The following is a 22,602-nucleotide window of genomic DNA, read 5'->3' on the forward strand; positions in this document are numbered from 1 at the left end:
CCGGCCTGCGTGGAGACAGGGCTGACAGGCGGATGAGCGGCAAACCGGACAACAATCACTTTCCGAGAGAGGAACAAACATGCTGAAATTCACCGAAGAACACGAGTGGCTGCAGATCGACGGCGACGTAGCGACCGTCGGCATCACGGCGCACGCGGCCGAGCAGCTCGGCGACCTCGTCTTCGTCGAACTGCCCGAGGTTGGCGCCACCTTCTCGAAGGGCGGCGATGCGTCGACCGTCGAATCCGTCAAGGCTGCCTCCGACGTCTACTGCCCGCTCGACGGCGAAATCGTCGAGGTGAACGAAGCGATCGTTGCCGATCCCTCCCTCGTCAACAGCGACCCGCAGGGCGCCGGCTGGTTCTTCAAGCTGAAGCTTGCCAACAAGGCCGATGCCGATGGCCTGATGGACGAAGCCGCCTACAAGGAGCTTGTCGGCTGATGTCTCTCCCCAAGGACTTTGCCTTTACCGATTACCAGCCCTACGACTTCGCCAACCGTCGCCATATCGGCCCTTCGCCGAAGGAAATGGAGGCGATGCTCAAGGTAGTCGGTTACCCGAGCCTCGACGCGCTGATCGACGACACCGTTCCGAAATCGATCCGCCAGACCAAGGCGCTCGAATGGGGTGCGCCGATGACCGAGCGCGAGGCGCTCGACAAGATGCGTGAGACCGCCAACCGCAACAAGAAGCTCGTCTCGCTGATCGGCCAGGGCTACTACGGCACGATCACGCCGCCGGTCGTCCAGCGCAACATCCTGGAAAACCCGGCCTGGTACACGGCCTATACGCCCTACCAGCCGGAAATCAGCCAGGGCCGCCTCGAGGCGCTGCTCAACTACCAGACCATGGTCTGCGACCTCACCGGTCTCGACGTCGCGAATGCCTCACTGCTCGACGAGGCGACCGCGGCTGCCGAAGCCATGGCGATGGCGCAGCGCGTGGCGAAGTCTAAGGCGAATGCCTTCTTCGTCGACGAAAACTGCCACCCGCAGACGATCGCACTGCTGAAGACCCGTTCCGAGCCGCTCGGCTGGCAGATCATCGTCGGTGATCCCTTCACCGATCTCGATCCCGTCGACGTGTTCGGCGCGATTTTCCAGTATCCGGGTACCTATGGTCATGTGCGCGATTTTTCGGGCCTGATCGCCCGCCTGCACCAGACCGGCGCCATCGCCGTCATGGCGGCCGATCCGCTGGCGCTCGCCCTCCTCAAGTCGCCCGGCGAGATGGATGCGGATATCGCCATCGGCTGCACCCAGCGTTTTGGCGTGCCGGTCGGTTATGGTGGGCCGCATGCCGCCTACATGGCCGTCAAGGACGCCTACAAGCGCTCGATGCCCGGCCGCCTCGTCGGCGTCTCCATCGATGCCCGCGGCAACCGCGCCTACCGCCTGTCGCTCCAGACCCGCGAGCAGCACATCCGCCGCGAAAAGGCGACGTCGAACATCTGCACCGCGCAGGTCCTGCTCGCCGTCATGGCTTCGATGTATGCCGTGTTCCATGGTCCGCAGGGCCTGAAGGCGATCTCGCAGAGCGTGCACCAGAAGACCGTGCGCCTCGCCATGGGCCTGGAAAAGCTTGGCTACACCGTTGAGCCGGAAGTGTTCTTCGACACGATCACCGTGCATGTCGGCAAGCTGCAGGGCATCATCCTGAAGACGGCCGTCGCGGAAGAAGTAAACCTTCGCAAGATCGGCGACGACCGTATCGGCATCAGCCTCGACGAGCGCTCGCGCCCCGTCACGCTGGAAGCCGTCTGGCGGGCCTTCGGTGGTGATTTCGAGGTTGCGGAATTTGAACCGGGCTATCGCCTGCCGGAAGACCTGCTGCGCACCAGCGAATACCTGACGCATCCGATCTTCCACATGAACCGCGCGGAAAGCGAGATGACACGCTACATCCGCCGGCTTTCCGACCGCGACCTCGCGCTCGACCGCTCGATGATCCCGCTCGGCTCGTGCACGATGAAACTCAACGCCACGGCGGAAATGCTGCCGATCACCTGGCCGGAGTTCGCGGAGATTCACCCCTTCGTGCCGGCCGACCAGGCGCAGGGCTACCGGCACCTCATCGAGGACCTGTCGCAGAAACTCTGCGACATTACCGGCTACGACGCCGTCTCCATGCAGCCGAATTCCGGCGCGCAGGGTGAATATGCCGGTCTGCTGACGATCCGTGCCTATCATCTCGCCAACGGCAATACGCATCGCGACGTCTGCCTCATCCCGACCTCCGCGCACGGCACCAACCCGGCGTCGGCACAGATGGTCGGCATGAAGGTCGTCGTCGTGAAGGTGTCCGACAACGGCGACATCGACATGGACGACTTCCGTGCCAAGGCAGAACAGCATGCGGACAACCTGTCCTGCTGCATGATCACCTACCCGTCCACGCATGGCGTCTTCGAAGAGAACGTGCGCGAAATCTGCGAGATCGTGCACAAGCATGGCGGCCAGGTCTATATCGACGGTGCCAATATGAACGCCATGGTCGGGCTTGCCCGTCCGGGTGATATCGGCGGCGACGTCAGCCACCTCAACCTGCACAAGACCTTTTGCATCCCGCATGGCGGCGGTGGTCCCGGCATGGGACCGATCGGCGTCAAGGCGCATCTTGCACCCTTCCTGCCGGCAAACCCGACGACAGGCGAGGCCGGTGCAGTCTCGGCGGCTCCCTTCGGCTCGGCCTCCATCCTGCCGATCTCCTGGAGCTATTGCCTGATGATGGGTGGCGAAGGCCTGACACAGGCGACGAAGGTGGCGATCCTCAACGCCAACTACATCGCCGCCCGCCTGAAGGGCGCGTATGACGTGCTCTACAAGTCCGCCAAGGGCCGCGTGGCACATGAATGCATCATCGACACGCGTCCGCTCGTCGACAGCGCCGGCGTGACCGTCGACGACGTCGCCAAGCGCCTGATCGACTGCGGCTTCCACGCGCCGACCATGAGCTGGCCGGTCGCCGGCACGCTGATGATCGAGCCGACCGAATCGGAGACCAAGGCCGAGATCGACCGCTTCTGCGATGCGATGCTGGCGATCCGCGAGGAAGCCCGCGCCATCGAGGAAGGCCGGATGGACAAGGTCAACAACCCGCTGAAGAACGCCCCGCACACAGTGGAAGACCTCGTCGGCGAATGGGATCGTCCCTATTCGCGGGAGCAGGCCTGCTACCCGCCGGGCGCCTTCCGGGTCGACAAATACTGGTCGCCGGTCAACCGCGTCGACAACGTCTATGGCGACCGCAACCTCGTCTGCTCCTGCCCGCCGCTGGAAGACTACGCGGACGCAGCCGAATAAAAACGGCTACGCCAAGGGCAAAAACTTGAACCCCGGCCGATCCTATCGGCCGGGGTTTTCCATTGCGGGCAGGGAGAAGTCAGGGCGCGACCGCGACGTCCACCCAGAAACGGGTAAAACCTTCGGCGAAATCGCGATAGCCGCTGACCGTCGAAGGTTTGACGGCATAGGCATTGGCGCCGTTCTGATAGGCGCGGTTCACATCGACGGAATTCGACGAGGAGGACAGCATGATCACCGGCGTGACTGCCGTGCGCGTGCGTGCGCGCAGCCGCTTGAGCAGGTCCATGCCGCTCGTTCCCGGCATGTTGATGTCGAGGAGGATATAGTCGAAGGCTTCGATATCGAGCCGGTCACTCGCCTGTTCCGCGTCGGCAACGTGGGTGATTTCGATCGGGCTGCCGGCATCGCTGAAGGCACGCATGACGAAGCGTACATCGACGGGATCGTCATCGACGACGATCAGCTTTCTAGCCGAGCCTGCCACGTTCGTTCCCCCTTGACTTTACGGGTTGCGGAAACGTCACCACGAAGCGTGCGCCCGGACCATAGGTGGTGTCAAGCGCTATAACGCCGTTGTGGCTCTCGACGATCCGCCGCGCCAGCGCCAAGCCGACGCCGGTGCCCTGATAAACCGACTCGTCCCGGTGAAGTCTCTGGAAAACATCGAAAATCCGCTCGACATGCTGCGGATCGATACCAATGCCGTCATCTTCGACCACGAAAGCAATACCGGCTTCGTTGTGTTGCGAATAGACGCGCACCACGGGGGCCTTGTCAGGGTGGTGGTATTTCAGCGCATTGCCGATCAGGTTCTGGGCCAGGCGCTTCAGAAGCTCCGGGTCGCCCATGACCTCCGGCAGCGACCGGATATCGACCCGCCCGCTGGTTTCCTGCACATGGGTTTCAAGCAGCACCAGCGCGTCGCGAACCACATCGGCGAGTGCGACCGGCTTTGGCGACGTGATGCGGTAGGCGATCTGGGAAAATTCGAGCAGGCTGTCGATGATGCGGCGCATGCGCGCGGCACTTTTGCGCACATGGTCCGAATAATGCGCCAGTTCGGCAAACTCGCCGCGGTGCAGATCTTCGGAAATCATCTCGGCAAACATCGAGAGATGGCGTAGCGGCGCCTTCAGGTCATGCGAAACCGTCGCGGTGAACTGGTCGAGCGCCTCGTTCTTGCGACGCAGTTCGTTCGTCTGCGCCTCCACCTTATGCTGCTGGTGCTTGGCCTCGGTGATGTCACGCCCAACGCTGACGACCTCGGTGACGCCGCTCTCATCGAAGATGGCGACGGCCGTCCAGAACATCCAGTCCTCTTTGCCATCCGGCCCCTCGGTGCAGACTTCGAGCGAGCGCACGGGCGCCTCGCGCGTATAGCTGTCGATGTTCATCAGGTCGGCCGTCTGTTCCGGCGCGCAGGCAACGTCCGGCAGATAGCGACCGACAAGCTCGTCGGTGGTCGAGCCGACATGCGCGGCATATTTGTCGTTGGCAAAGCGGATGGTGAGGTTCCTGTCGAAGCGCAGGATCATATCCGGCAGGATCTGCAGCAGCGAGAGATAGTCGCGGCGCTTCTCCTCGAGGGCGGCCTCGGCGCGTTTCAGCTCCGAAACATCGACGCGCAACGCGACGATATCGCCGGTTTCAGCCACATGGCTTTCGCCGCGGATCCAACGGTCCTTGCCGAACTGGAAGACGCTTCCGCCACTATCGGTGTTCCTGTGGCTTTCAAGGCGCTGGCGCACCGTCTCCTCTGCCTCCGGCGTGCCTTCCTGAACGCCGGGAAACATGCCCACGCGCAGGCTGGCGCGCGCGATGCTCTCCAGCGTCGCACCGACGCGCACGGCATCCCGGGCATGCCCGCAACGCTCCTTATAGGAGCGGTTGAACATAACCAGCCGCTCTTCCTGATCGAAGATCGCAAATCCCTCGTTCATCGTATCCAGCGCGGCGGCGATGCGCTGGCCGAGCAGGATCTGCTCGCCATGGCTGCCGCCACTCAACAGACTGCGCAGAAGAAGCGCATAACGCGCGCCACCCGGTTCGTCGGAAACGGCGATCACATGGGCCGTTGCCTCGAAGAGCGAGCCGTTGTCGTGGCGGAAGGAGAAGGCGTGCGTATTTTCCCGCCCCGCTACGGCATGACGGGCCAGCAGGGCCGCGACATCCGCCCCATCGATGATGGGGGCATCGGCGGGCTTCTGGCCATTCCGGTTCCAGCCGAAGGCACGCGCCGCCGCGTCGTTGTGCGAGACGACATGCGCCTCAGCATCGACAATGAGCGCGGGAAACGGCAGGTTCTGGTAAAGTGCCGCGGCAAAGCCGGTCATCGCTGGTGCCCCTCTCCCTGGCGATCACGCCGGCTGGCAAATGCCGGCCGGGATCGCGAGACTAGGCAAAACCATCAGCGAAAGAAAGGTGCAAGGATTAAGGGGGCTTGCACCTGCTGATTTCAGGCGCGGACCGTCGGTTGGCCGGCAGCGGCAAGCGCTGCGAGGTCGGCCGGCTTCAGTTCGACCGATTCGCCGCAGCCGCAGGCGGACGTCTGGTTCGGGTTGTGGAAGGTGAAGCCGGAGCGCAGCGTCGTCACCTCGAAATCCATCTCGGTGCCGAGGAGATAGAGCACGGCTTCCGGTGCGACCCACACACGGGCGCTGTTCCGCTCGATCAGGTCGTCCTTGGCGTTCGGTTCGGTCACGAGGTCGATGGAATATTCCATGCCCGCGCAACCGCCCTTCTTGATACCGACGCGAATGCCCTTGGCGTCAGCGCCGGCATTGTCGACGATCGCCTTGACGCGGTCTGCCGCCGCATCGGTGAGCTTCATAACTGCAAAGGCCATGGGCCATTTCTCCTTCGACCTGTCAGGTTCAAGGCCTGACGGTTTCCGAATCCGAATCTAGTGCCGCACGGTTAAGCGATCAATACTGTCTGCCGCATGATCTTGTCCGAAAAGCCTGCAACTTTTCGGGAGCATGCTAGTACCAACCAACAGCAACCTGCGCTTCTTCCGACATGCGGTCGGGCGTCCACGGCGGATCGAAGGTCATCCTGACCTCCACGCCGGACACACCTTCGACCGCGCTGACGGCATTTTCCACCCAGCCCGGCATTTCGCCGGCCACGGGGCAACCGGGCGCGGTCAGCGTCATGTCGATCTTGACCATGCGGTCGTCTTCGATGTCGATCTTGTAGATCAGGCCGAGTTCAAAAATGTCGGCCGGGATTTCCGGGTCGTAGACCGTTTTGAGCGCGGAGATGACGTCGTCGCTGAGACGCGCCAGTTCGTCGGCCGGGATTGCCGAATGAACGATGCCGTCGCGGACGTCGATCTTGTCTTCCGTTGCGTCGAGGGACATGGGTCCACCTCCTCAGGCAAAAAACTTGCGGGCATGATCAAGCGCGTCGGCGAGAGCATCCACCTCGGCGCGCGTATTGTACAGGCCGAACGATGCACGGCATGTGGAGGTAACGCCGAAGCGTTTCAAGAGCGGCTGCGCACAATGGGTGCCGGCGCGCACAGCGACCCCTGCCCGGTCGATGACCATCGAGACGTCATGGGCATGGATGCCTTCCAGCTCGAAGGAGAAGATCGAGCCCTTGCCCGGCGCCGTGCCGAAGATTTTCAGCGAATTGATCGCCGACAGGCGCTCATGGGCATAGTCACGCAAATCCGCTTCATGGACCGAAATCGCCGCGCGGCCGATCTTTTCCATATAGTCGAGCGCATGGCCAAGCCCGATCGCCTGCACGATCGGCGGCGTGCCGGCCTCGAAGCGGTGCGGCGGCTCGTTGTAGGTGACAATATCCTCGGTGACGTCGACGATCATCTCGCCGCCGCCCTGGAAGGGCCGCATCTCCTTGAGGCGATCCATCTTGCCATAGAGCACGCCGATGCCCGATGGGCCGTAAAGTTTGTGGCCGGTCATCACGTACCAGTCGCAATCGATGTCGCGCACGTCGACCGGCATGTGCACGGCGCCCTGCGAGCCATCGACCAGCACCGGAATGCCGCGCTCGCGGGCGATACGGCAGATTTCCTTGACCGGAACGATGGTGCCCAGCGCATTCGACATATGCGTGATCGCGATGAGCCTGGTGCGCTCCGTCAGGCACTTTTCGAACTCTTCGATGTGGAACGCGCCCGTCTCGTCCACCGGCGCCCAGACCAGCTTGGCGCCCTGCCGTTCGCGGATGAAATGCCACGGCACGATGTTGGAGTGGTGCTCCATGATCGACAGTACGATCTCGTCGCCCTCGCCGATCTTCGGCATGCCGTAGCCGTAGGCAACGGTGTTGATCGCCTCGGTCGAGGATTTCGTGAAGATGATCTCGTCGACAGAGGAGGCATTCAGGAAGCGGCGCACCTTTTCGCGCGCCGCCTCATAGGCATCCGTGGCAGCATTCGACAGGAAGTGCAGGCCACGATGCACGTTTGCATATTCGTTGGAATAGGCATGTGAAATCGCGTCGATCACCGACTGCGGCTTCTGCGCCGAAGCGCCATTGTCGAGATAGACCAGCGGCTTGCCATAGACCGTCTTCGACAGGATCGGGAAATCCTTGCGGATCGCCTCGACGTCGTAGGCCTTTGCGGGTGCGTGTTCCATCTCGACTTCCTTGTTTACGCAATCCCGGACGCAAAACCGCTGCACACTTTTGCGGGGACTGCTCCTGTTACGCGTGCTTTTCCAGCCAGGCGGCGATGACGCCTTCCAGCGCCTCGACCAGCGGCTCGTCTTCCAGCTCCTCGACGATCTCGGCGACGAAGGCGTTGACCAGCATGGCGCGCGCCTTGTTTTCCGGGATGCCGCGGGCCATCAGGTAGAAGAGCTGGACGTGGTCGATGTCGATCACGGTCGCACCGTGGCCGCACTGTACGTCGTCGGCAAAGATTTCCAGCTCCGGCTTGGCGGAGAAATCCGCCTCGTCCGACAAGAGGAGCGTGTTGCACGACATCTTCGCGTCGGTCTTCTGCGCATCGGGGGCGACGCGGATCTGGCCCTGGAAGACGCCGCGGGCGCGATCGAAGATCACGTTGCGGATGACTTCCGTCGACGTCGTGTGCGGCACGTTGTGACCGACCGTGAAGGTCACGTCATTGTGCGTCTCGCCGCCGAGCAGGTTGATGCCGCGCAGCTGGAGATCGGACCCTTCGCCGGAAACGACGACATGGATCTCCTGCCGCACGAGCTTGCCGCCGGCATTGATCACGTAGAGGCGAAGTTTTGCATCCGTGCCGAGCGTGATGCGGATCTGGCCGAGATGCGTGTCCGCACCGCCCTGCCCCTGGAAGATGATCCAGGTGATTTCGGCGCCGTCCGCCAGCGAAATGTCGCTGACCGTCGTCACGAAGGCGGCGTTATCGCCGGTCGCCACATGGCGCTCGATCACGGTCGCCTTGACGTTTGCGCCAAAGGTTGCCGGGAAACGCGTGTGCGTCTGGCCGGCGTTCTGCGTCGTCTGGATTTCCAGCGGCGCTGCAAGCTCGGTGCCATCAGGGAAATCCAGCACGAAACCGTCGCGCACGAAGGCACCGTTGATGCGGCCGATCGTGTCGTCGCTGTCGCGGGCGGTGAGGCCTTCTGCGGCGGTGCCGTCAGCAAGCGCTTCCGCGAAGGTGCGCAGCGTCACGCCATCCACCGAACCGCGGGTATCCGCAACGCCGTTGACGACTGAAAGCACCGTCGAGCCTTCGACCAGCGGCGCGACCTTGGCGGCGGACGCCGCCGGATCAAACGCAGGCACGGCGCGCAGCAGCGCCTTGAGGTCCGTATAGTGCCAGGCCTCGACGCGGCGCGTCGGAAGACCAGCGTCCTTGAAGTCGCTGATCAGAATGTCGCGGGCCGCGATTACGGCACCATCGCCCGGCAGTTCGCCGATCGCGTGGTCGTAGGCTTCGCAGAGCGCGGTCTCGGCGACCGAGAGCTTCATGCCTGTCTGCATGTTCATGAGATTACTCCTTCACGATGCCTCAGGCAGCGGCATCGATGATGTCGGCATAGCCATTTGCTTCCAGCTCATGCGCCAGCGTCTTGTCGCCGGACTTGATGACCTGGCCCTTGTAGAGAACGTGGACAGTATCCGGCACGATGTAGTCGAGCAGGCGCTGGTAGTGCGTGATGACGACGACGGCGCGATCCGGCGAACGCAGCGCATTGACGCCATCAGCGACGATCTTGAGCGCATCGATATCGAGGCCGGAATCCGTTTCGTCGAGAACGCAGAGCTTCGGCTCGAGCAGTGACATCTGCAGGATTTCGGCGCGCTTCTTCTCACCGCCGGAGAAACCGACGTTCAGCGGACGGCGCAGCATTTCCGGCGCGATCTTCAGCTCGGCAGCGGCTTCCTTGACGCGGCGCATGAAGTCCGGCGTCGTCAGTTCCGCTTCGCCGCGCGCCTTGCGCTGCTCGTTCATCGCGACCTTGAGGAACTGCATCGTGGCGACACCCGGGATTTCGACGGGGTACTGGAACGCCAGGAAGATGCCCTTGGAGGCACGCTCGGCCGGATCGAGTTCCAGAATGCTCTCGCCATTGTAGAGGATTTCGCCTTCGGTGACTTCGTAGTCTTCGCGGCCGGCGAGGATGTAGGAGAGCGTCGACTTGCCGGAGCCGTTCGGGCCCATGATGGCGGCGACTTCTCCGGCCTTCACGGTGAGGTTCAGGCCGCGGATGATCTCGGTGCCGTCTTCGGCGATGCGAGCGTGCAGATTCTTGATTTCAAGCATGGTTTCTCGGTCCTGCGTTCGGAGCACATCCAGCGCTCCCGTCTTGGTTTCAGAAGCCGAGGAAGAAGTGAACCACCGGAAGCATCATGGCGGAGAAACCGCCGAGGCCAAGCCCCACCACCGTGCGTACCGCCAAATTCCGAAGATTTGGCGCATACGCTGCTAGTCCACCGCACACCACGGCATAATACGTCAGATTGACCGGATCCATGTCGTCTCTCCCGATGAGAACCGTACCCGTCTATTATAACGGATCACGGGAAAACTTCATCGAACGGCTTGTCCGGCCACCCGGCGGAAAACCGCCGGGGTATTCTTGTCAGCTATGGTCCCTATCGTGGGCCAGCCAACAAATTCCCTGTTTCATGCACCTACCGTCCTTTTCCGAAGGAAGCACCGGCACCGAAAAGGTGGCTGCCGGCGAACCGGTTGAGAAAAGCGTCGAAATCCCGATCCTTGTGGATTTCGGCAACGATGGACGTCCAGCCCGCCCTGATCTTGGCATCGATGCAATCTATCAAGGCGATGACGCTGTTTCGGTCGTCGGAAATCAGATTCAGAGCCGGCGGCACATCAGCCTCGCCGCAGTTCTTTCGAACGAATTCACGCGACCAGACACCAAGGTCGGCCCATTCAAATCCGCGCGTGGAACTGCGCTTGATGACCTCTCCCAAGTAGGCGACAGCCGCCGTCATCGGATTGTTGAGGCCATTGGTCAAAATGGGCGACGTCTTGAAAAGCCTAAGCTCCTCCCGCCCCATCAGCGAAAAGATCATGTCGACTTCGGAAAGGGACGCCAGCGAATAATCAAGTTTCTTCGGCATCTTGCCGAAGAAGGGGATTTTGAATCTCCTGACGTACTTTTCCGGCATCGCCCGAACGGTCGCGAAGCTTTCCGCTGCAGCAGTCACCTTCCGGATAAACTCCGGATTGGCTTTTGCATCGAAGCCTGCGCTCACGACCGAAGTCTGGCTCATCAGCCAACGCTCCCTTCCAGCGAGATGCCGATCAGCTTCTGCGCCTCGACGGCGAATTCCATCGGCAGTTCCTGGATGACTTCCTTGACGAAGCCGTTGACGATTAGCGCGATCGCCGCCTCGGTCGGGATGCCGCGCTGCAGGCAATAGAACAGCTGGTCCTCGGAGATCTTCGAGGTGGTCGCCTCGTGCTCGAACTGGGCCGTCGCGTTCTTCGCCTCGATGTAGGGCACGGTATGCGCGCCGCACTTGTCGCCGATCAGGAGCGAGTCGCACTGCGTGAAGTTGCGGGCGTTCTCCGCCTTGCGGTGGGCCGAAACCTGGCCGCGATAGGTGTTGTTGGAGAAGCCGGCGGAAATGCCCTTCGAGACGATGCGGCTCGACGTGTTCTTGCCGAGATGGATCATCTTGGTGCCACTGTCGATCTGCTGGTGACCGTTCGAGACCGCGATCGAGTAGAACTCGCCGCGCGAACCGTCGCCGCGCAGGATGCAGGACGGATACTTCCAGGTGATCGCGGAGCCGGTCTCGACCTGCGTCCACGAAATCTTGGAGTTCTTGCCCCGGCAATCGCCGCGCTTGGTGACGAAGTTGTAGATGCCGCCCTTGCCGTCCTTGTCGCCCGGATACCAGTTCTGGACGGTGGAGTACTTGATCTCGGCATCATCGAGCGCAACCAGCTCGACGACGGCAGCATGCAGCTGGTTTTCGTCACGCTGCGGCGCGGTGCAGCCTTCGAGATAGGAGACGTAGGCGCCGTCTTCGCAAATGATCAGCGTGCGCTCGAACTGGCCGGTGTTCTTCTCGTTGATACGGAAGTAGGTGGACAGTTCCATCGGGCAACGAACGCCCTTCGGCACGAAGACGAACGAGCCGTCCGTGAAGACGGCGGAGTTCAGCGTCGCATAAAAGTTGTCGGTCGTTGGGACGACGGTGCCGAGATACTTTTTCACGAGATCGGGATGCTCGCGGATGGCTTCGGAGATCGACATGAAGATCACGCCGGCCTTCTTCAGCTCTTCCTTGAAGGTCGTGACGACCGAGACCGAGTCGAACACGGCGTCGACGGCGATCTTCGAGGTCTGCACGCCGGCCAGGATTTCCTGCTCGCGCAGCGGAATGCCGAGCTTCTCGTACATTTTCAGAAGTTCGGGATCGACTTCGTCAATGGACTTCGGGCCGCTCTGGTTCTTCGGAGCGGCATAGTAGTAGAGGTCATTGAAGTCGATCTTCGGATATTCGACGCGCGCCCAGGTCGGCTCTTCGAGCGTCAGCCAGCGCTGGTAGGCAGCAAGGCGCCATTCGAGCATCCATTCCGGCTCGTCCTTCTTGGCGGAAATGAAGCGGATGATCTCCTCGGACAGGCCCTTCGGGGCCTTTTCCATTTCGATCGTCGTCTCGAAACCGTATTTGTACTGGTCGACGTCAATCTGACGGACCTGATCGATCGTTTCCTGCACCGCAGGCATATCGTTCTCCAATCTCGCCGGATCCAAGGTCCGGCAGTTTGTCAACGTGTGGCGGGTGTTCCGCCGGTTATGTAAGGGCCAAAGGGCGGTTTTCCCACCTTTTGGCAAGCGAAAACTTGAGTTTCCGCAAGATTCCGCTCAGGCCGCATTTCACGTCATGCGCCGCCTGGAGACGACACGCGAAAAGGCTGCCAGAAAGCGTTCCACATCGGCCGTGGTCGAACCCGGACCGAGCGAGACACGAAGCCCGCCAGGGGCCGCATCGAAGCCCATCGCCGTCAGCACGTGGCTCTGTCCGACCTTGCCGGACGAGCAGGCCGAGCCCGCCGACAGCGCGATACCTTCGAGATCGAAGGCGATCTGCCCGGTTTCCGATTTCAGGCCCGGCAGGCTGAAGAAGGAGGTGTTGGCGACCCGCTCTCCATCCGCGCCGTGGATGATGATATCGTTCGTTGTCGTTCGCATGCCGGCTTCCAACGCATCCCGCAAACCGGCGATCCGGGCATTGCGCTCTGCCAGACCGGTCAGGGCAGCACGGGCGGCGGCGGCAAAGCCGGCGAGCGCTGCCGGGTTCTCCGTGCCGGAGCGATGCCCCTTCTCCTGCCCGCCACCGCGGATCAGCGGCGCCGGCATCAACACCTCGCCACGCGAGACGAGCGCGCCAACGCCCTTCGGGCCGCCCAGCTTGTGCGAGGAGATGATCAGGAAATCCGCGTCGAGCGCCTCTACATCCACCGGCATGCGGCCAACCGCCTGAACGGCATCGACGACCAGCAGGCCGCCGTGACGACGCACGATTTCCGTCGCGGCCTTGACCGGCTGCACGATACCCGTCTCGTTGTTGGCGAGCATGACGGCGACCATCGGCAGGCCCCTGGCCTTGTCGTGGGCCTGGAGGAGCACGCCCAATGCGTCGAGATCGACGATGCCGGCACGGGTGACAGGAATGGTTGTGACATCCTCGCGGGAAAAACGTCCGCCTTCGCGGATCGCAGGATGCTCAATCTCGGACACATAGAGATGGCCGATCGAAAGCGGCGTACGACCCATGCGGTAGTGAGGCGTCAGAACGAGGTTTGCGGCCTCCGTCGCACCGCTCGTGAAGATCACATGGGCAGGCGCTGCGTTGACGAGAGCGGCCACGTCGCGGCGCGCGGCTTCCACCAGCATGCGCAGCGCCCGGCCTTCACCATGAACAGACGACGGGTTGCCGACCATGTCGAGCGCCGCGACAGAGGCCTCGCGCGCCGCCGGCAACAGGGGTGCCGTGGCGTTCCAGTCCAGATATGTGCGCTCGATCTTCGTCATCCGTTTTCCGTGCCCGCGTAGCCAAGTTCCATGCGACGTGCATTTTTCTTGAAATTGCCGTCTGGCTTGCCTTATGACACCAAGCTCACGGCGCCCGATGCGCCTATACAGTTTCGAATTGTTCTAAACTAGGTTCTAGAAAAGCTGACTGCTTTCGTCAAGACTTCAGTTGACAAGAATCCGGTCCGGAACGCGAACTTGCCGGAGTAAGAATGCCCGAAATCATCTTCAACGGACCCGCCGGTCGCCTCGAAGGCCGTTACCAGCCGTCCAAGCAGAAGAACGCCCCCATCGCCATCGTGCTGCATCCGCACCCGCAGTTCGGCGGCACGATGAACAACCAGATCGTCTACCAGCTCTTCTACATGTTCCAGAAGCGCGGTTTCACGACGCTGCGCTTCAACTTCCGCAGCATCGGCCGTAGCCAGGGCGAATTCGACCATGGTGCCGGCGAACTGTCCGATGCGGCTTCCGCACTGGACTGGGTGCAGAGCCTGCATCCCGATTCGAAGAGCTGCTGGGTTGCCGGTTATTCCTTCGGCGCCTGGATCGGCATGCAGCTCTTGATGCGCCGCCCGGAAATCGAAGGCTTCATGTCGATTGCGCCGCAGCCGAACATCTACGACTTCTCCTTCCTCGCCCCTTGCCCGTCGTCCGGCCTGATCATCAACGGCGATGCCGACAAGGTGGCACCGGAGAAGGACGTCAACGGCCTGGTGGAAAAGCTGAAGACGCAGAAGGGCATCCTGATCACCCACCGCGTGGTGCCGGGCGCCAACCACTTCTTCAACGGCCAGACCGAAACGCTGATGGCGGAATGCGAGGACTATCTCGACCGCCGCCTCGCTGGCGAACTGACGCCGGAACCGGCCGCCAAGCGCATCCGCTAACACCGGCCGAGAACTTGAACGCATAAAGCCCGATGGCCCGCCATCGGGCTTTTTCTTTGCGTGCTTTCAGTTGACCAGCTTGAAGGCCTCGACCACCACCGCCGCCGGCTCCGCCTCATGCACCCGGTCACGCCCGGCATTCTTGGCGGCATAGAGCGCATCGTCGGCCCGGCGCATGGCAAAACGCAGCGGCTCGGTCTGGCCGATTTCAGCGACGCCGAAGCTGGACGTGACCCGCACGCTGGGCGGCAGGCCCGGAATGGGCGAGACGGCGCGCGTCGCGCGCAGCGCATGGGCAAAGAGCAAGGCGGCATCCCTGCCGGTGCGGGGTAGAAACAACACGAACTCTTCGCCGCCGATACGGGCAACCAGCGCCCCTTGCGGTGCGGCGGCCTGCAGCATTTCGCCAAACGCGCGAATGGCGGCATCACCACCCTGGTGGCCATGGGTGTCGTTGACCAACTTGAAGTGATCGAGGTCGCAGAGCACGATGCTATGCGGCCCGTGCGCGGCCATCAGGGCTTCGACCCGATTGTCGAAGCCACGGCGATTGAGGACGCCCGAAAGCGCGTCGATCTCCGCATTGACCTTCTCCTCCGCGACGATTTCCAGCACGAGCACGCAGAGCAGCATCAGGCCGACCGCAACGATCAGCACTGCGCCCATGCTTTGCGAGACAAGGGCGAACTGGCTGGCGAGATAGTCCTTTGCCGTACTGCCCGAACCGGCCAATACGGCGGCAAAGGCCTTGGCGATGAAATGCACGCTGGTCACCGCCAGCAGCACGACGAGCGCCCGGTCGACGAAGGATTTCGCCCGCGCCCGCCAGGCCGCCCAGGCGCACATGCCAACCGCCACCGCAAAAGGCGTCTGGTAGGGCAGCGCATGTTCCAGCGTGCCGCGCGGCAGGTCGTAGATCACGACATCGAGCACCACGAAGGCGCCGAAGACGGCGGCCAGAACCGTATGGTTGGTTTTCAGGCCGTAGAGATGGCCGATGCCGACGCGCAGCATGAACATGCCGCCGAGCATCGCGGCGAAGGCGAGGATCGCCCAGGGCTTCGGCGGCGGCACATAGGCGACGAGAAGTTCGAAGACGGTGGCGAGTGAGGCGACGGCAAAGGCGCCTGCAAACCAGCGGGCCGCAACGCGATTGCGGCTCCGGGTAGAGACGACCAGGAAAAACATGCAGAAACACTGCGCGATGAGAAAGTTCACCGTCAACAGGAAGCCCGCGCCACTCATTGGCCACCTACGCAAAACAGGACCGACTGCCCGCGCAAAAGCCCCCGGGCCGATCCGGATTGATGCTAGAGAATGGCTGCGAAAAAAGCGTTAATCGCGGAGGCTGGTTTTCCGGAGGACACCGCCGGTCACAGGGATCTTGACGCCCGTCGTTGCGGGGAAAGTGAGCGGCAGCCCCCGCAGCGACCGCACGGCGAGATAGGCCCAGGCCTCGGCCTCCATACTGTCACCGTTGAGATCGACGGCTTCTGCCGCGACGACCTCCGCCCTCTCCGTTTCGGCAAGAGCCGCGAGGTCACCCATGATGATCCGGTTCAACCGGCCACCGCCGCAGACGACGTAGAGTTTCGGCCGCTCCGGCAGGTGGCGGGCCGACCGCAGGATCGCCGCCGCCGTGACATGCGCCAGGGTGCGTGCGCCGTCCTCGAGGCTCGCATCCCTGCCCTCCGGCGGGCGGAAATCATTGCGATCCAGCGAGCGGCGCACGGGAGCGGTGAAGAAGGCGTGGCTCAGGTAGCGATGGGCAAGGTCCGGATCGACGCGGCCTTCGGAGGCGATCATGCCGCCCTGGTCGAAGGGAATGCCGGCATGGGCCTCGACCCATTGGTCGATCAACGTGTTGCCCGGCCCGCTGTCATAGGCGACGATGGCGCCATCGCTGCCGATAAAGGTGAGATTGGAAATCCCGCCGATATTGACGAAGACCACGGCCTTGCCGGCCGAACTCGAAAGGCTCGCGGCGAGTGCGGCGTGATAGACGGGAATGAGCGGCGCCCCCTGCCCGCCATGCACCATGTCGTTTGCCCGCATGTCATAGACGACGTCGATTCCCGTCTCGCGCGCCAAAAGCCCGCCATCGCCAAGTTGCACCGTCAGCGCCGCGTCGGGACGGTGCAGGACAGTCTGGCCGTGGAAACCGACGACGTCCACATCGGATGGCGTCAGGTCATTTTCGGCAAGGAAAGCCCGGACGGCCTCGGCATGGCGCTGCGTCAACTCCCGTTCGATGTCGGCGAGATCGCCCGGCCGCTCGTCGCGTTCGCCGATCGCCTTGGCGGTTTCCAACGCGCCTTGCAGGCGGCGCCGGAAGGCCGAATCGTAGGAGCGCCCCATGGATGGACCTCGCTCGACCACAGCTTCACCGTCCGTGCGCACCAATGCGACGTCGATGCCATCGAGGCTCGTGCCGCTCATCAGACCGATCGCTGTCCGCAGTGCCGTCATCCCATCGCTCCAGAATCACTTTTGAAGTGATTATGCGGTGAAACAGTGTTAAACGCCCGGCGGTTCGCCGGAAAATTACATCCGGCCGCAAACATCCCGCCCAAAGCATCCCGGCAAGAGAGACAGGCCATGTCCGAATTCAAATCCGATTTCCTTCGCACACTCAAAGAGCGCGGCTTCATCCACCAGATTTCCGATGAAACCGGCCTCGACGATCTTCTCGCCAAGGAAACCGTGACGGCCTATATCGGCTTCGACCCGACGGCGCCGAGCCTGCATGCCGGCGGCCTCATCCAGATCATGCTGCTGCACTGGTTCCAGAAGACCGGCCACCGTCCCGTCTCGCTGATGGGCGGCGGCACCGGCATGGTCGGCGACCCGTCCTTCAAGGACGAAGCGCGCCAGCTGATGACGCCGGAAACCATCGACAGCAACATTGCCAGCATCAAGAAGGTCTTCTCCAACTACCTGACCTACGGCGACGGTCCCAAGGACGCCTTGATGATCAACAATGCCGACTGGCTGCTCGGCATCAACTACCTCGAATTCCTGCGCGATGTCGGCCGCCACTTCTCGGTCAACCGCATGCTCGCCTTCGACAGCGTGAAGATGCGCCTCGAGCGCGAACAGTCGCTGTCCTTCCTCGAATTCAACTACATGATCCTGCAGGCCTACGACTTCGTCGAACTCAACAAGCGCCACGACGTGCGCCTGCAGATGGGCGGCTCCGACCAGTGGGGCAACATCATCAACGGCATCGACCTCGGCCACCGCATGGGGACACCGCAGCTTTATGCGATGACCTCGCCGCTTTTGACGACTGCGTCGGGCGCCAAGATGGGCAAGTCGCTCTCCGGCGCCGTATGGCTCAACCCGGACATGCTGTCGGCCTATGACTTCTGGCAGTACTGGCGCAACACGGAAGACGCGGACGTCTCGCGCTTCCTGAAACTCTACACGACGCTGCCGATGAATGAGATCGCCCGGCTTTCCGCGCTCGGCGGCGCGGAGATCAACGAGGTGAAGAAGATCCTCGCCACCGAAGTGACGGCGATGCTGCACGGACGCGCCGACGCCGAACAGGCAGCAGAGACCGCCCGCAAGACCTTCGAGGAAGGCGCAATCGCCGAAAACCTGCCGTCGGTCGATGTCGCCGCAAGCGAACTCGAAGCCGGCATCGGCCTGCTCTCCCTCGTCGTCAAGGCCGGCCTTGCCACCTCCAACGGCGAAGCCCGCCGTCATGTGCAGGGTGGCGCGGTGCGCATCAATGATGTCGCCGTTTCCGACGAGCGTCGTCTCATCGGCACGGCCGATGTGTCTGCCGACGGCGTCATCAAGCTCTCGCTCGGCAAGAAGAAACACATCCTCGTCCGCCCGGCCTGAGCGGGGCAACAGACCATGGATCAAGGCCGCCTCCGGGCGGCCTTTTTATTGGAATTCGAAAATGTTGCGGAACACGCCCGGTGCGATGATCGACAGCGGGTTGATGGTGAGGTGCGGCTTGTCGAAGGGACCCGACAGCTTGAAGGTGATGCCGATCAGCCCGCGATCATTGCCGTTGCCGAGAAGGATGCCGATGATCGGCAGTTCGGCAAACAGCCGGTTGAGGCCGTAGGCCGGCATGAAGGTGCCGGTCATCTCGGTCCGGCCGCTGGCATCGCGGACCGTCCCGCGGAAGGTCGCCCCCACCATGTCGCCGCGCACCACGCCGTTTTCGAGGCTGAGAGAGCCGCCGCCAGTGCGCACCTGCGCAAAGCCGCGGGAAAACTGCACGGCGCTCACGTCGATCTCGCGCCGCACCGCTTCGTTGAGGCTGCGCCCGCCGTCACCGGCCGGCGTCGAGACGAGGGAGCGCAGGCGCTCTTCACCGACGAGGGCGAAATTCCGGATATCGACAGAGCCGAGCCATCCGTCATTGGGCGTCGCGCGCAGGCGCACGTTCAAGAGGCCACCACGCATGTGGCGGTAGATATCGGCAAAACGAGCGATCGCGCCAGCATCGCCACTGGTGAGCTGGACGGCATCCGAGCCGCCGTTTTTAGCCAGTTGCACGACGACCGGTGCGCCGCCGGCGGTCACCGCTGAAAGATCCACGGCGGAAATACGGTTGCCCGCCTTGCTGTAGCGGAAATTGACGTTGGAAAGCGCCTCGCCGTTGAAACCGATGGCCCGCGACAGGTTGGCCGTAACGCTGACGCCCTGTTTTTCGCCGGCGGCACTGCCGTTCCCACTGTTCTTGAGCCGCCCCAGCACGGCGCGCACATCGGCCGTCTCGCCATCCGCGACGACAGTGTAGCCGGATTTGCCACGCGTCACCTTCAGGCGGTACCGGTCGTCGGCGGACAGCCGGACCGTCGAGAAATTGGCCGTATCCAGCGCTGAACCACGGAACGTCATATTGCCGGCGACATTGAAACCATCACCGGCAAAGCGGAAATCGGAGACCCGCGTCACGCCGTCCGTGGTTTCCGCCGTCAGCTTCACCGTGCCGCCGATGCCGGCCCCCTTGGTCCAGCCGATCCACGGAATGGAAACCGCAGCCGCGCCGACATCAACCTCCACCGCGCGTGGCCCGTCGCCATCCTGCTCCATGCGCACGTCGATCGGGCCTTCCAGCACGTCCTCGAAACCCGGCAGCAGTTTGCGGCGATCCTTGTTGCCGAGCGTGCCGGAGAGGATGGTTCTGCGTGTGATGTTGGCCGCCTTGTTGACAGGTTCGATCAGTTCGAGATCGAAGGTCACGCCGTCGATATCGGCCTTGGCCTTGAGGTCTGCCTTCTGCGGATCGATAGCGAGAAGCCCGTGCAACGCCGTCACGGCACGGCCGGCGACGGGTTTGGCGACGTCGACATCGTCGAGAGTCAATGCGGCCGTCCATTGCGGCGGCGGCGGCTTGTGCGCGGCGATGATGCCGAAATGCGCCTTGACGTTCGCCTTCACCTGGCCCGAAAAATCCTCCGGCTTGAAGCCGGTTGCCGGCAAAGCGCGGATCGGCCGGTAGGTCACGAGTTCCGCGATCGCATCGGCATTGCCGGCTACGTCGATGTCCATGTCGGCCATCAGCGGTTTGGTGTAGTTGTCCGGCAGCACGAATGTGCCACCGGTCAGCGCGACGGAGCGGCCGGACGGGAAATAGGCAGCACCGCCCGTGATCTCGATTTCGGTGCGCGGCCCGCGCAGGCGGAATTTTCCGGATGTGTCGCGCAAGGGCGGGATTTCGCCCGCGACATTCATGCGGGCGCCCTCAATGTCGAAGTCGATCTTCAGTTCTTCGGGGCCGAGACGCATCGGCACGCCGGGCAGGCGTTCGCGCCCTTCGGCAAGGTAGAACTCGATCCGCCCGTTGGTGATGGTGCCGCCAAAGATGTTCTTGATCACCCAGCTGCGCGCCATCTTGGCCATCCAGAACGGCCAGAGCTGCTTGACGGCGGCCGAGTCGAGTTCGCTCGCGATCATCACGAAGCTGACTTCCGGTGCGCGGTCGCCGAAGCGCATCGCCAGTGATCCCGCCGCATTGCCCTTTTCGCTGGAGACCGTCATCTCCTCGAACAGCAGGTTTTTCGTCTTCGGCAGGTAGTATCCGTTGACCTTCGCGTCGAAGCGGATCGGGGCCTCGGTGGAATCGACCGGCCGGCTGATCGCGTTGCTGAAGACAAGGTCGATGGCAAATCCCTTGTCCGGCCGGTCGGAGACGCGGTCGAGATCGATGAGGCCGCCGGTGAAGGGGAAATGCGACTGGCCGACGCTGGCATCCTTCGAGGCAAGCTCGATCGACCCCTTGTCGAAATTGTAGACGGCCTTGAGGGTCGACGGGCGCAATTCCGCGGGAATGCCGTCGCCGTAGACGGTGCCTGCCGCTAGGCTGATATCGAGGCCGAGCACCGGCTTCGTACCGGTTGTTTCGCGCACGGCATTGACGGAAATGTCGGCCGTCGTATCGACACCGGCATGAACATTGCCGTTCACGTCGTTGCCGAGCAGGAATTTTCCGAGCGCCACATTGCGGATCGAGCCATCCAGTGTCTGGACGACATCCTGCGCGCCGGATGCGGTCAGGTCGATTTCGCCCTCGGCGCCATCCATGGAGAAATGGCCGTCGATCGACATGGTGCTGTCGCCGTCGCGGGTGAACTGAAGGCTGTCAATGGCAAGCGTCACCGGCTTGCCGCCCGGCCCCTGGAACGTCGCGCCGAGATCGGCGATCCTGACGGTCTGCATGCCGTTGGCGTCGATCAGCCGGTGAATGCCATCCAGCCGTTCGAAGGTGGTTTCGAGGTAATCCGGCACGTCGGAGATGCGCAGCGCGGCGAGGTCGAGCGGCTTGCTCTTGGGCAGGAGTGCTGCATTGAACATGGCGCCGTCCACATCGAGCCGCGACACGGCAATGCGCCCCGTGGCGAGGGCCAGAGGATCGAGCACGATGCCGACCGCTTCGATCGTCGCCAGTTCCCGTTCCGATTCGATCTCGATGACGCGGGCGTTCTCGGCCTTCAGCGCGAAGCCGTCGAAGCCGGCAAGGCGCAGCACCGTATGGTCGACGGAGGCGCGGTAGCGCGGGCCGAGCGCCTGGTTGAGGGCGGTGACGGCCCGGGCGTTCAAGGTGCTATCGAAGATGCCCATCTCGACCAGGCCGATCAGCGCGGCGCCGAGGAACAGCGCGAGCGCAACAGTGGCCGCGATGATTCGGCAGGCGATCCCGGTGCGGCTGGCCTGGCGGGTGTGCAGGACGATAGGCTCATGCGCCTGCGCGGACGGCAGTTCGTGCAGTGGAACGATGTCCTGCTTGCGGAACACGACTTTCTCGCCGCGGATTTCTCCCATCGCGCGCTGGTTTCCTTTGCCCCTGGCGCAGCCTATTCCATGGAATCGGTGCGCATCGTCTGCTGGCCGCTGGACGATTCTGCCTGTCACTATATATGCGGGATGCCGGGTCCTTGACTCAAAAAGCCGGCCAAAGAAAGGAAATCCCATGGCAGAATTGATCCCGGGCGCGAACGCTCCGGATTTCACCCTCCCGCGCGACGGCGGGGAGACCATTTCCCTTTCCCAGTTCCGCGGCCAGCCCGTCGTTCTCTTCTTCTATCCCAAGGACGATACACAAGCCTGCACGGTGGAAGCCAAGGATTTCACCGCCGCGAAGGCGGATTTCGATGCCGCCGGTGTCGCGCTGATCGGCCTTTCGCCCGATCCGGTGAAAAAGCACGACAAGTTCGTCAAGAAACACGAGCTCGGCGTAGCGCTCGCTTCGGACGAAAGCCTTCAGACGCTGGAGGCCTATGGCGTGTGGAAGGAAAAGAGCATGTATGGCCGCACCTATATGGGCGTCGAACGCACGACGGTGCTGGTCGATTCCGCCGGCAAGATCGCGGAAATCTGGCCGAAGGTAAAGGTCGGCGGCCATGTCGACGCGGTGCTCGACGCCGCCAAGAAACTTTAGCATAGTAATACAA

The 22,602-nt window shown here is 62.7% G+C and carries 19 protein-coding genes; 5 read left to right on the plus strand and 14 right to left on the minus strand.

What is annotated here, in order from left to right:
- The first annotated feature begins 79 nt into the window (after positions 1–79).
- The gene (gene gcvH, locus BSY16_RS06595) at positions 80–442 is read left to right on the plus strand and encodes a glycine cleavage system protein GcvH (protein WP_069058926.1); all 363 of its coding nucleotides are present in this window, start codon (positions 80–82) and stop codon (positions 440–442) included.
- Complete coding sequence (gene gcvP / locus BSY16_RS06600) at positions 442–3,303, plus strand: aminomethyl-transferring glycine dehydrogenase (RefSeq protein ID WP_069058927.1); 2,862 nt, start codon at positions 442–444, stop codon at positions 3,301–3,303. The genes gcvH and gcvP overlap by 1 nt, the downstream gene beginning before the upstream one ends.
- 79 nt (positions 3,304–3,382) lie before the next feature.
- Here gcvP and BSY16_RS06605 read toward each other — a convergent pair whose 3' ends face one another.
- The 11 genes from BSY16_RS06605 to BSY16_RS06650 all read right to left on the minus strand — a co-directional run bounded on the left by BSY16_RS06605 (position 3,383) and on the right by BSY16_RS06650 (position 13,793).
- On the minus strand, positions 3,383–3,790 hold the full coding sequence (locus BSY16_RS06605; protein WP_069058928.1) for a response regulator: 408 nt from the start codon (positions 3,788–3,790) through the stop codon (positions 3,383–3,385).
- On the minus strand, positions 3,774–5,639 hold the full coding sequence (locus BSY16_RS06610) for a PAS domain S-box protein (protein ID WP_069058929.1): 1,866 nt from the start codon (positions 5,637–5,639) through the stop codon (positions 3,774–3,776). The genes BSY16_RS06605 and BSY16_RS06610 overlap by 17 nt, the downstream gene beginning before the upstream one ends.
- Before the next feature lie 122 nt (positions 5,640–5,761).
- A complete protein-coding gene (gene sufA, locus BSY16_RS06615; protein WP_069058930.1) occupies positions 5,762–6,151 on the minus strand; it encodes a Fe-S cluster assembly scaffold SufA in 390 nt (129 codons plus the stop codon).
- Positions 6,152–6,287: 136 nt separating this feature from the next.
- A complete protein-coding gene (locus tag BSY16_RS06620) occupies positions 6,288–6,668 on the minus strand; it encodes an SUF system Fe-S cluster assembly protein (RefSeq protein ID WP_069058931.1) in 381 nt (126 codons plus the stop codon).
- Between the two features lie 12 nt (positions 6,669–6,680).
- Positions 6,681–7,919 (minus strand): cysteine desulfurase, encoded by a 1,239-nt coding sequence (locus BSY16_RS06625; RefSeq protein ID WP_069058932.1) that lies wholly within the window; start codon positions 7,917–7,919, stop codon positions 6,681–6,683.
- A 67-nt stretch (positions 7,920–7,986) separates the two neighbouring features.
- Positions 7,987–9,261 carry a Fe-S cluster assembly protein SufD gene (sufD, locus tag BSY16_RS06630; RefSeq protein WP_069058933.1) on the minus strand — a complete coding sequence of 425 codons (1,275 nt, stop codon included), beginning with the start codon at positions 9,259–9,261 and terminating at the stop codon, positions 7,987–7,989.
- 22 nt (positions 9,262–9,283) lie between these two features.
- Positions 9,284–10,039: a Fe-S cluster assembly ATPase SufC gene (gene sufC / locus BSY16_RS06635; RefSeq protein ID WP_069058934.1), complete on the minus strand. Its 756-nt coding sequence runs from the start codon at positions 10,037–10,039 to the stop codon at positions 9,284–9,286.
- Positions 10,040–10,088: 49 nt separating this feature from the next.
- The gene (locus BSY16_RS32295) at positions 10,089–10,250 is read right to left on the minus strand and encodes a hypothetical protein (RefSeq protein WP_171902390.1); all 162 of its coding nucleotides are present in this window, start codon (positions 10,248–10,250) and stop codon (positions 10,089–10,091) included.
- 160 nt (positions 10,251–10,410) lie between these two features.
- Complete coding sequence (locus BSY16_RS32300) at positions 10,411–11,016, minus strand: hypothetical protein (protein WP_069058935.1); 606 nt, start codon at positions 11,014–11,016, stop codon at positions 10,411–10,413.
- Positions 11,016–12,485, minus strand: coding sequence for a Fe-S cluster assembly protein SufB (sufB, locus tag BSY16_RS06645; protein WP_069058936.1), 1,470 nt, complete (start codon positions 12,483–12,485; stop codon positions 11,016–11,018). Before sufB ends, BSY16_RS32300 begins: the two co-directional genes overlap by 1 nt.
- Positions 12,486–12,635: 150 nt before the next feature.
- A complete protein-coding gene (locus BSY16_RS06650; protein WP_069058937.1) occupies positions 12,636–13,793 on the minus strand; it encodes a cysteine desulfurase family protein in 1,158 nt (385 codons plus the stop codon).
- Between the two features lie 212 nt (positions 13,794–14,005).
- Between BSY16_RS06650 and BSY16_RS06655 the strand changes: the two genes are divergently transcribed.
- A complete protein-coding gene (locus tag BSY16_RS06655; RefSeq protein ID WP_069058938.1) occupies positions 14,006–14,683 on the plus strand; it encodes an alpha/beta hydrolase in 678 nt (225 codons plus the stop codon).
- A 66-nt stretch (positions 14,684–14,749) separates the two neighbouring features.
- Here the strand turns inward: BSY16_RS06655 and BSY16_RS06660 are convergent, their stop codons facing one another.
- Positions 14,750–15,928, minus strand: coding sequence for a GGDEF domain-containing protein (locus BSY16_RS06660; protein WP_069058939.1), 1,179 nt, complete (start codon positions 15,926–15,928; stop codon positions 14,750–14,752).
- A gap of 90 nt (positions 15,929–16,018) precedes the next feature.
- Complete coding sequence (locus BSY16_RS06665; RefSeq protein WP_069058940.1) at positions 16,019–17,152, minus strand: anhydro-N-acetylmuramic acid kinase; 1,134 nt, start codon at positions 17,150–17,152, stop codon at positions 16,019–16,021.
- A 129-nt stretch (positions 17,153–17,281) separates the two neighbouring features.
- Here BSY16_RS06665 and tyrS point away from each other — a divergent pair, with 129 nt between their 5' ends.
- Entirely contained in the window at positions 17,282–18,535 is a 1,254-nt protein-coding gene (gene tyrS / locus BSY16_RS06670; RefSeq protein ID WP_069058941.1) for a tyrosine--tRNA ligase, read from the plus strand.
- Between the two features lie 45 nt (positions 18,536–18,580).
- Here the strand turns inward: tyrS and BSY16_RS06675 are convergent, their stop codons facing one another.
- Positions 18,581–21,973, minus strand: a complete 3,393-nt coding sequence (locus BSY16_RS06675) for a YhdP family protein (RefSeq protein WP_069058942.1) — start codon at positions 21,971–21,973, stop codon at positions 18,581–18,583.
- 148 nt (positions 21,974–22,121) lie between these two features.
- Between BSY16_RS06675 and BSY16_RS06680 the strand changes: the two genes are divergently transcribed.
- A complete protein-coding gene (locus tag BSY16_RS06680) occupies positions 22,122–22,589 on the plus strand; it encodes a peroxiredoxin (protein ID WP_069058943.1) in 468 nt (155 codons plus the stop codon).
- The last annotated feature ends 13 nt before the right edge of the window (positions 22,590–22,602 follow it).

Source organism: Sinorhizobium sp. RAC02 (assembly GCF_001713395.1).
Taxonomy (GTDB): Bacteria; Pseudomonadota; Alphaproteobacteria; order Rhizobiales; family Rhizobiaceae; genus Shinella.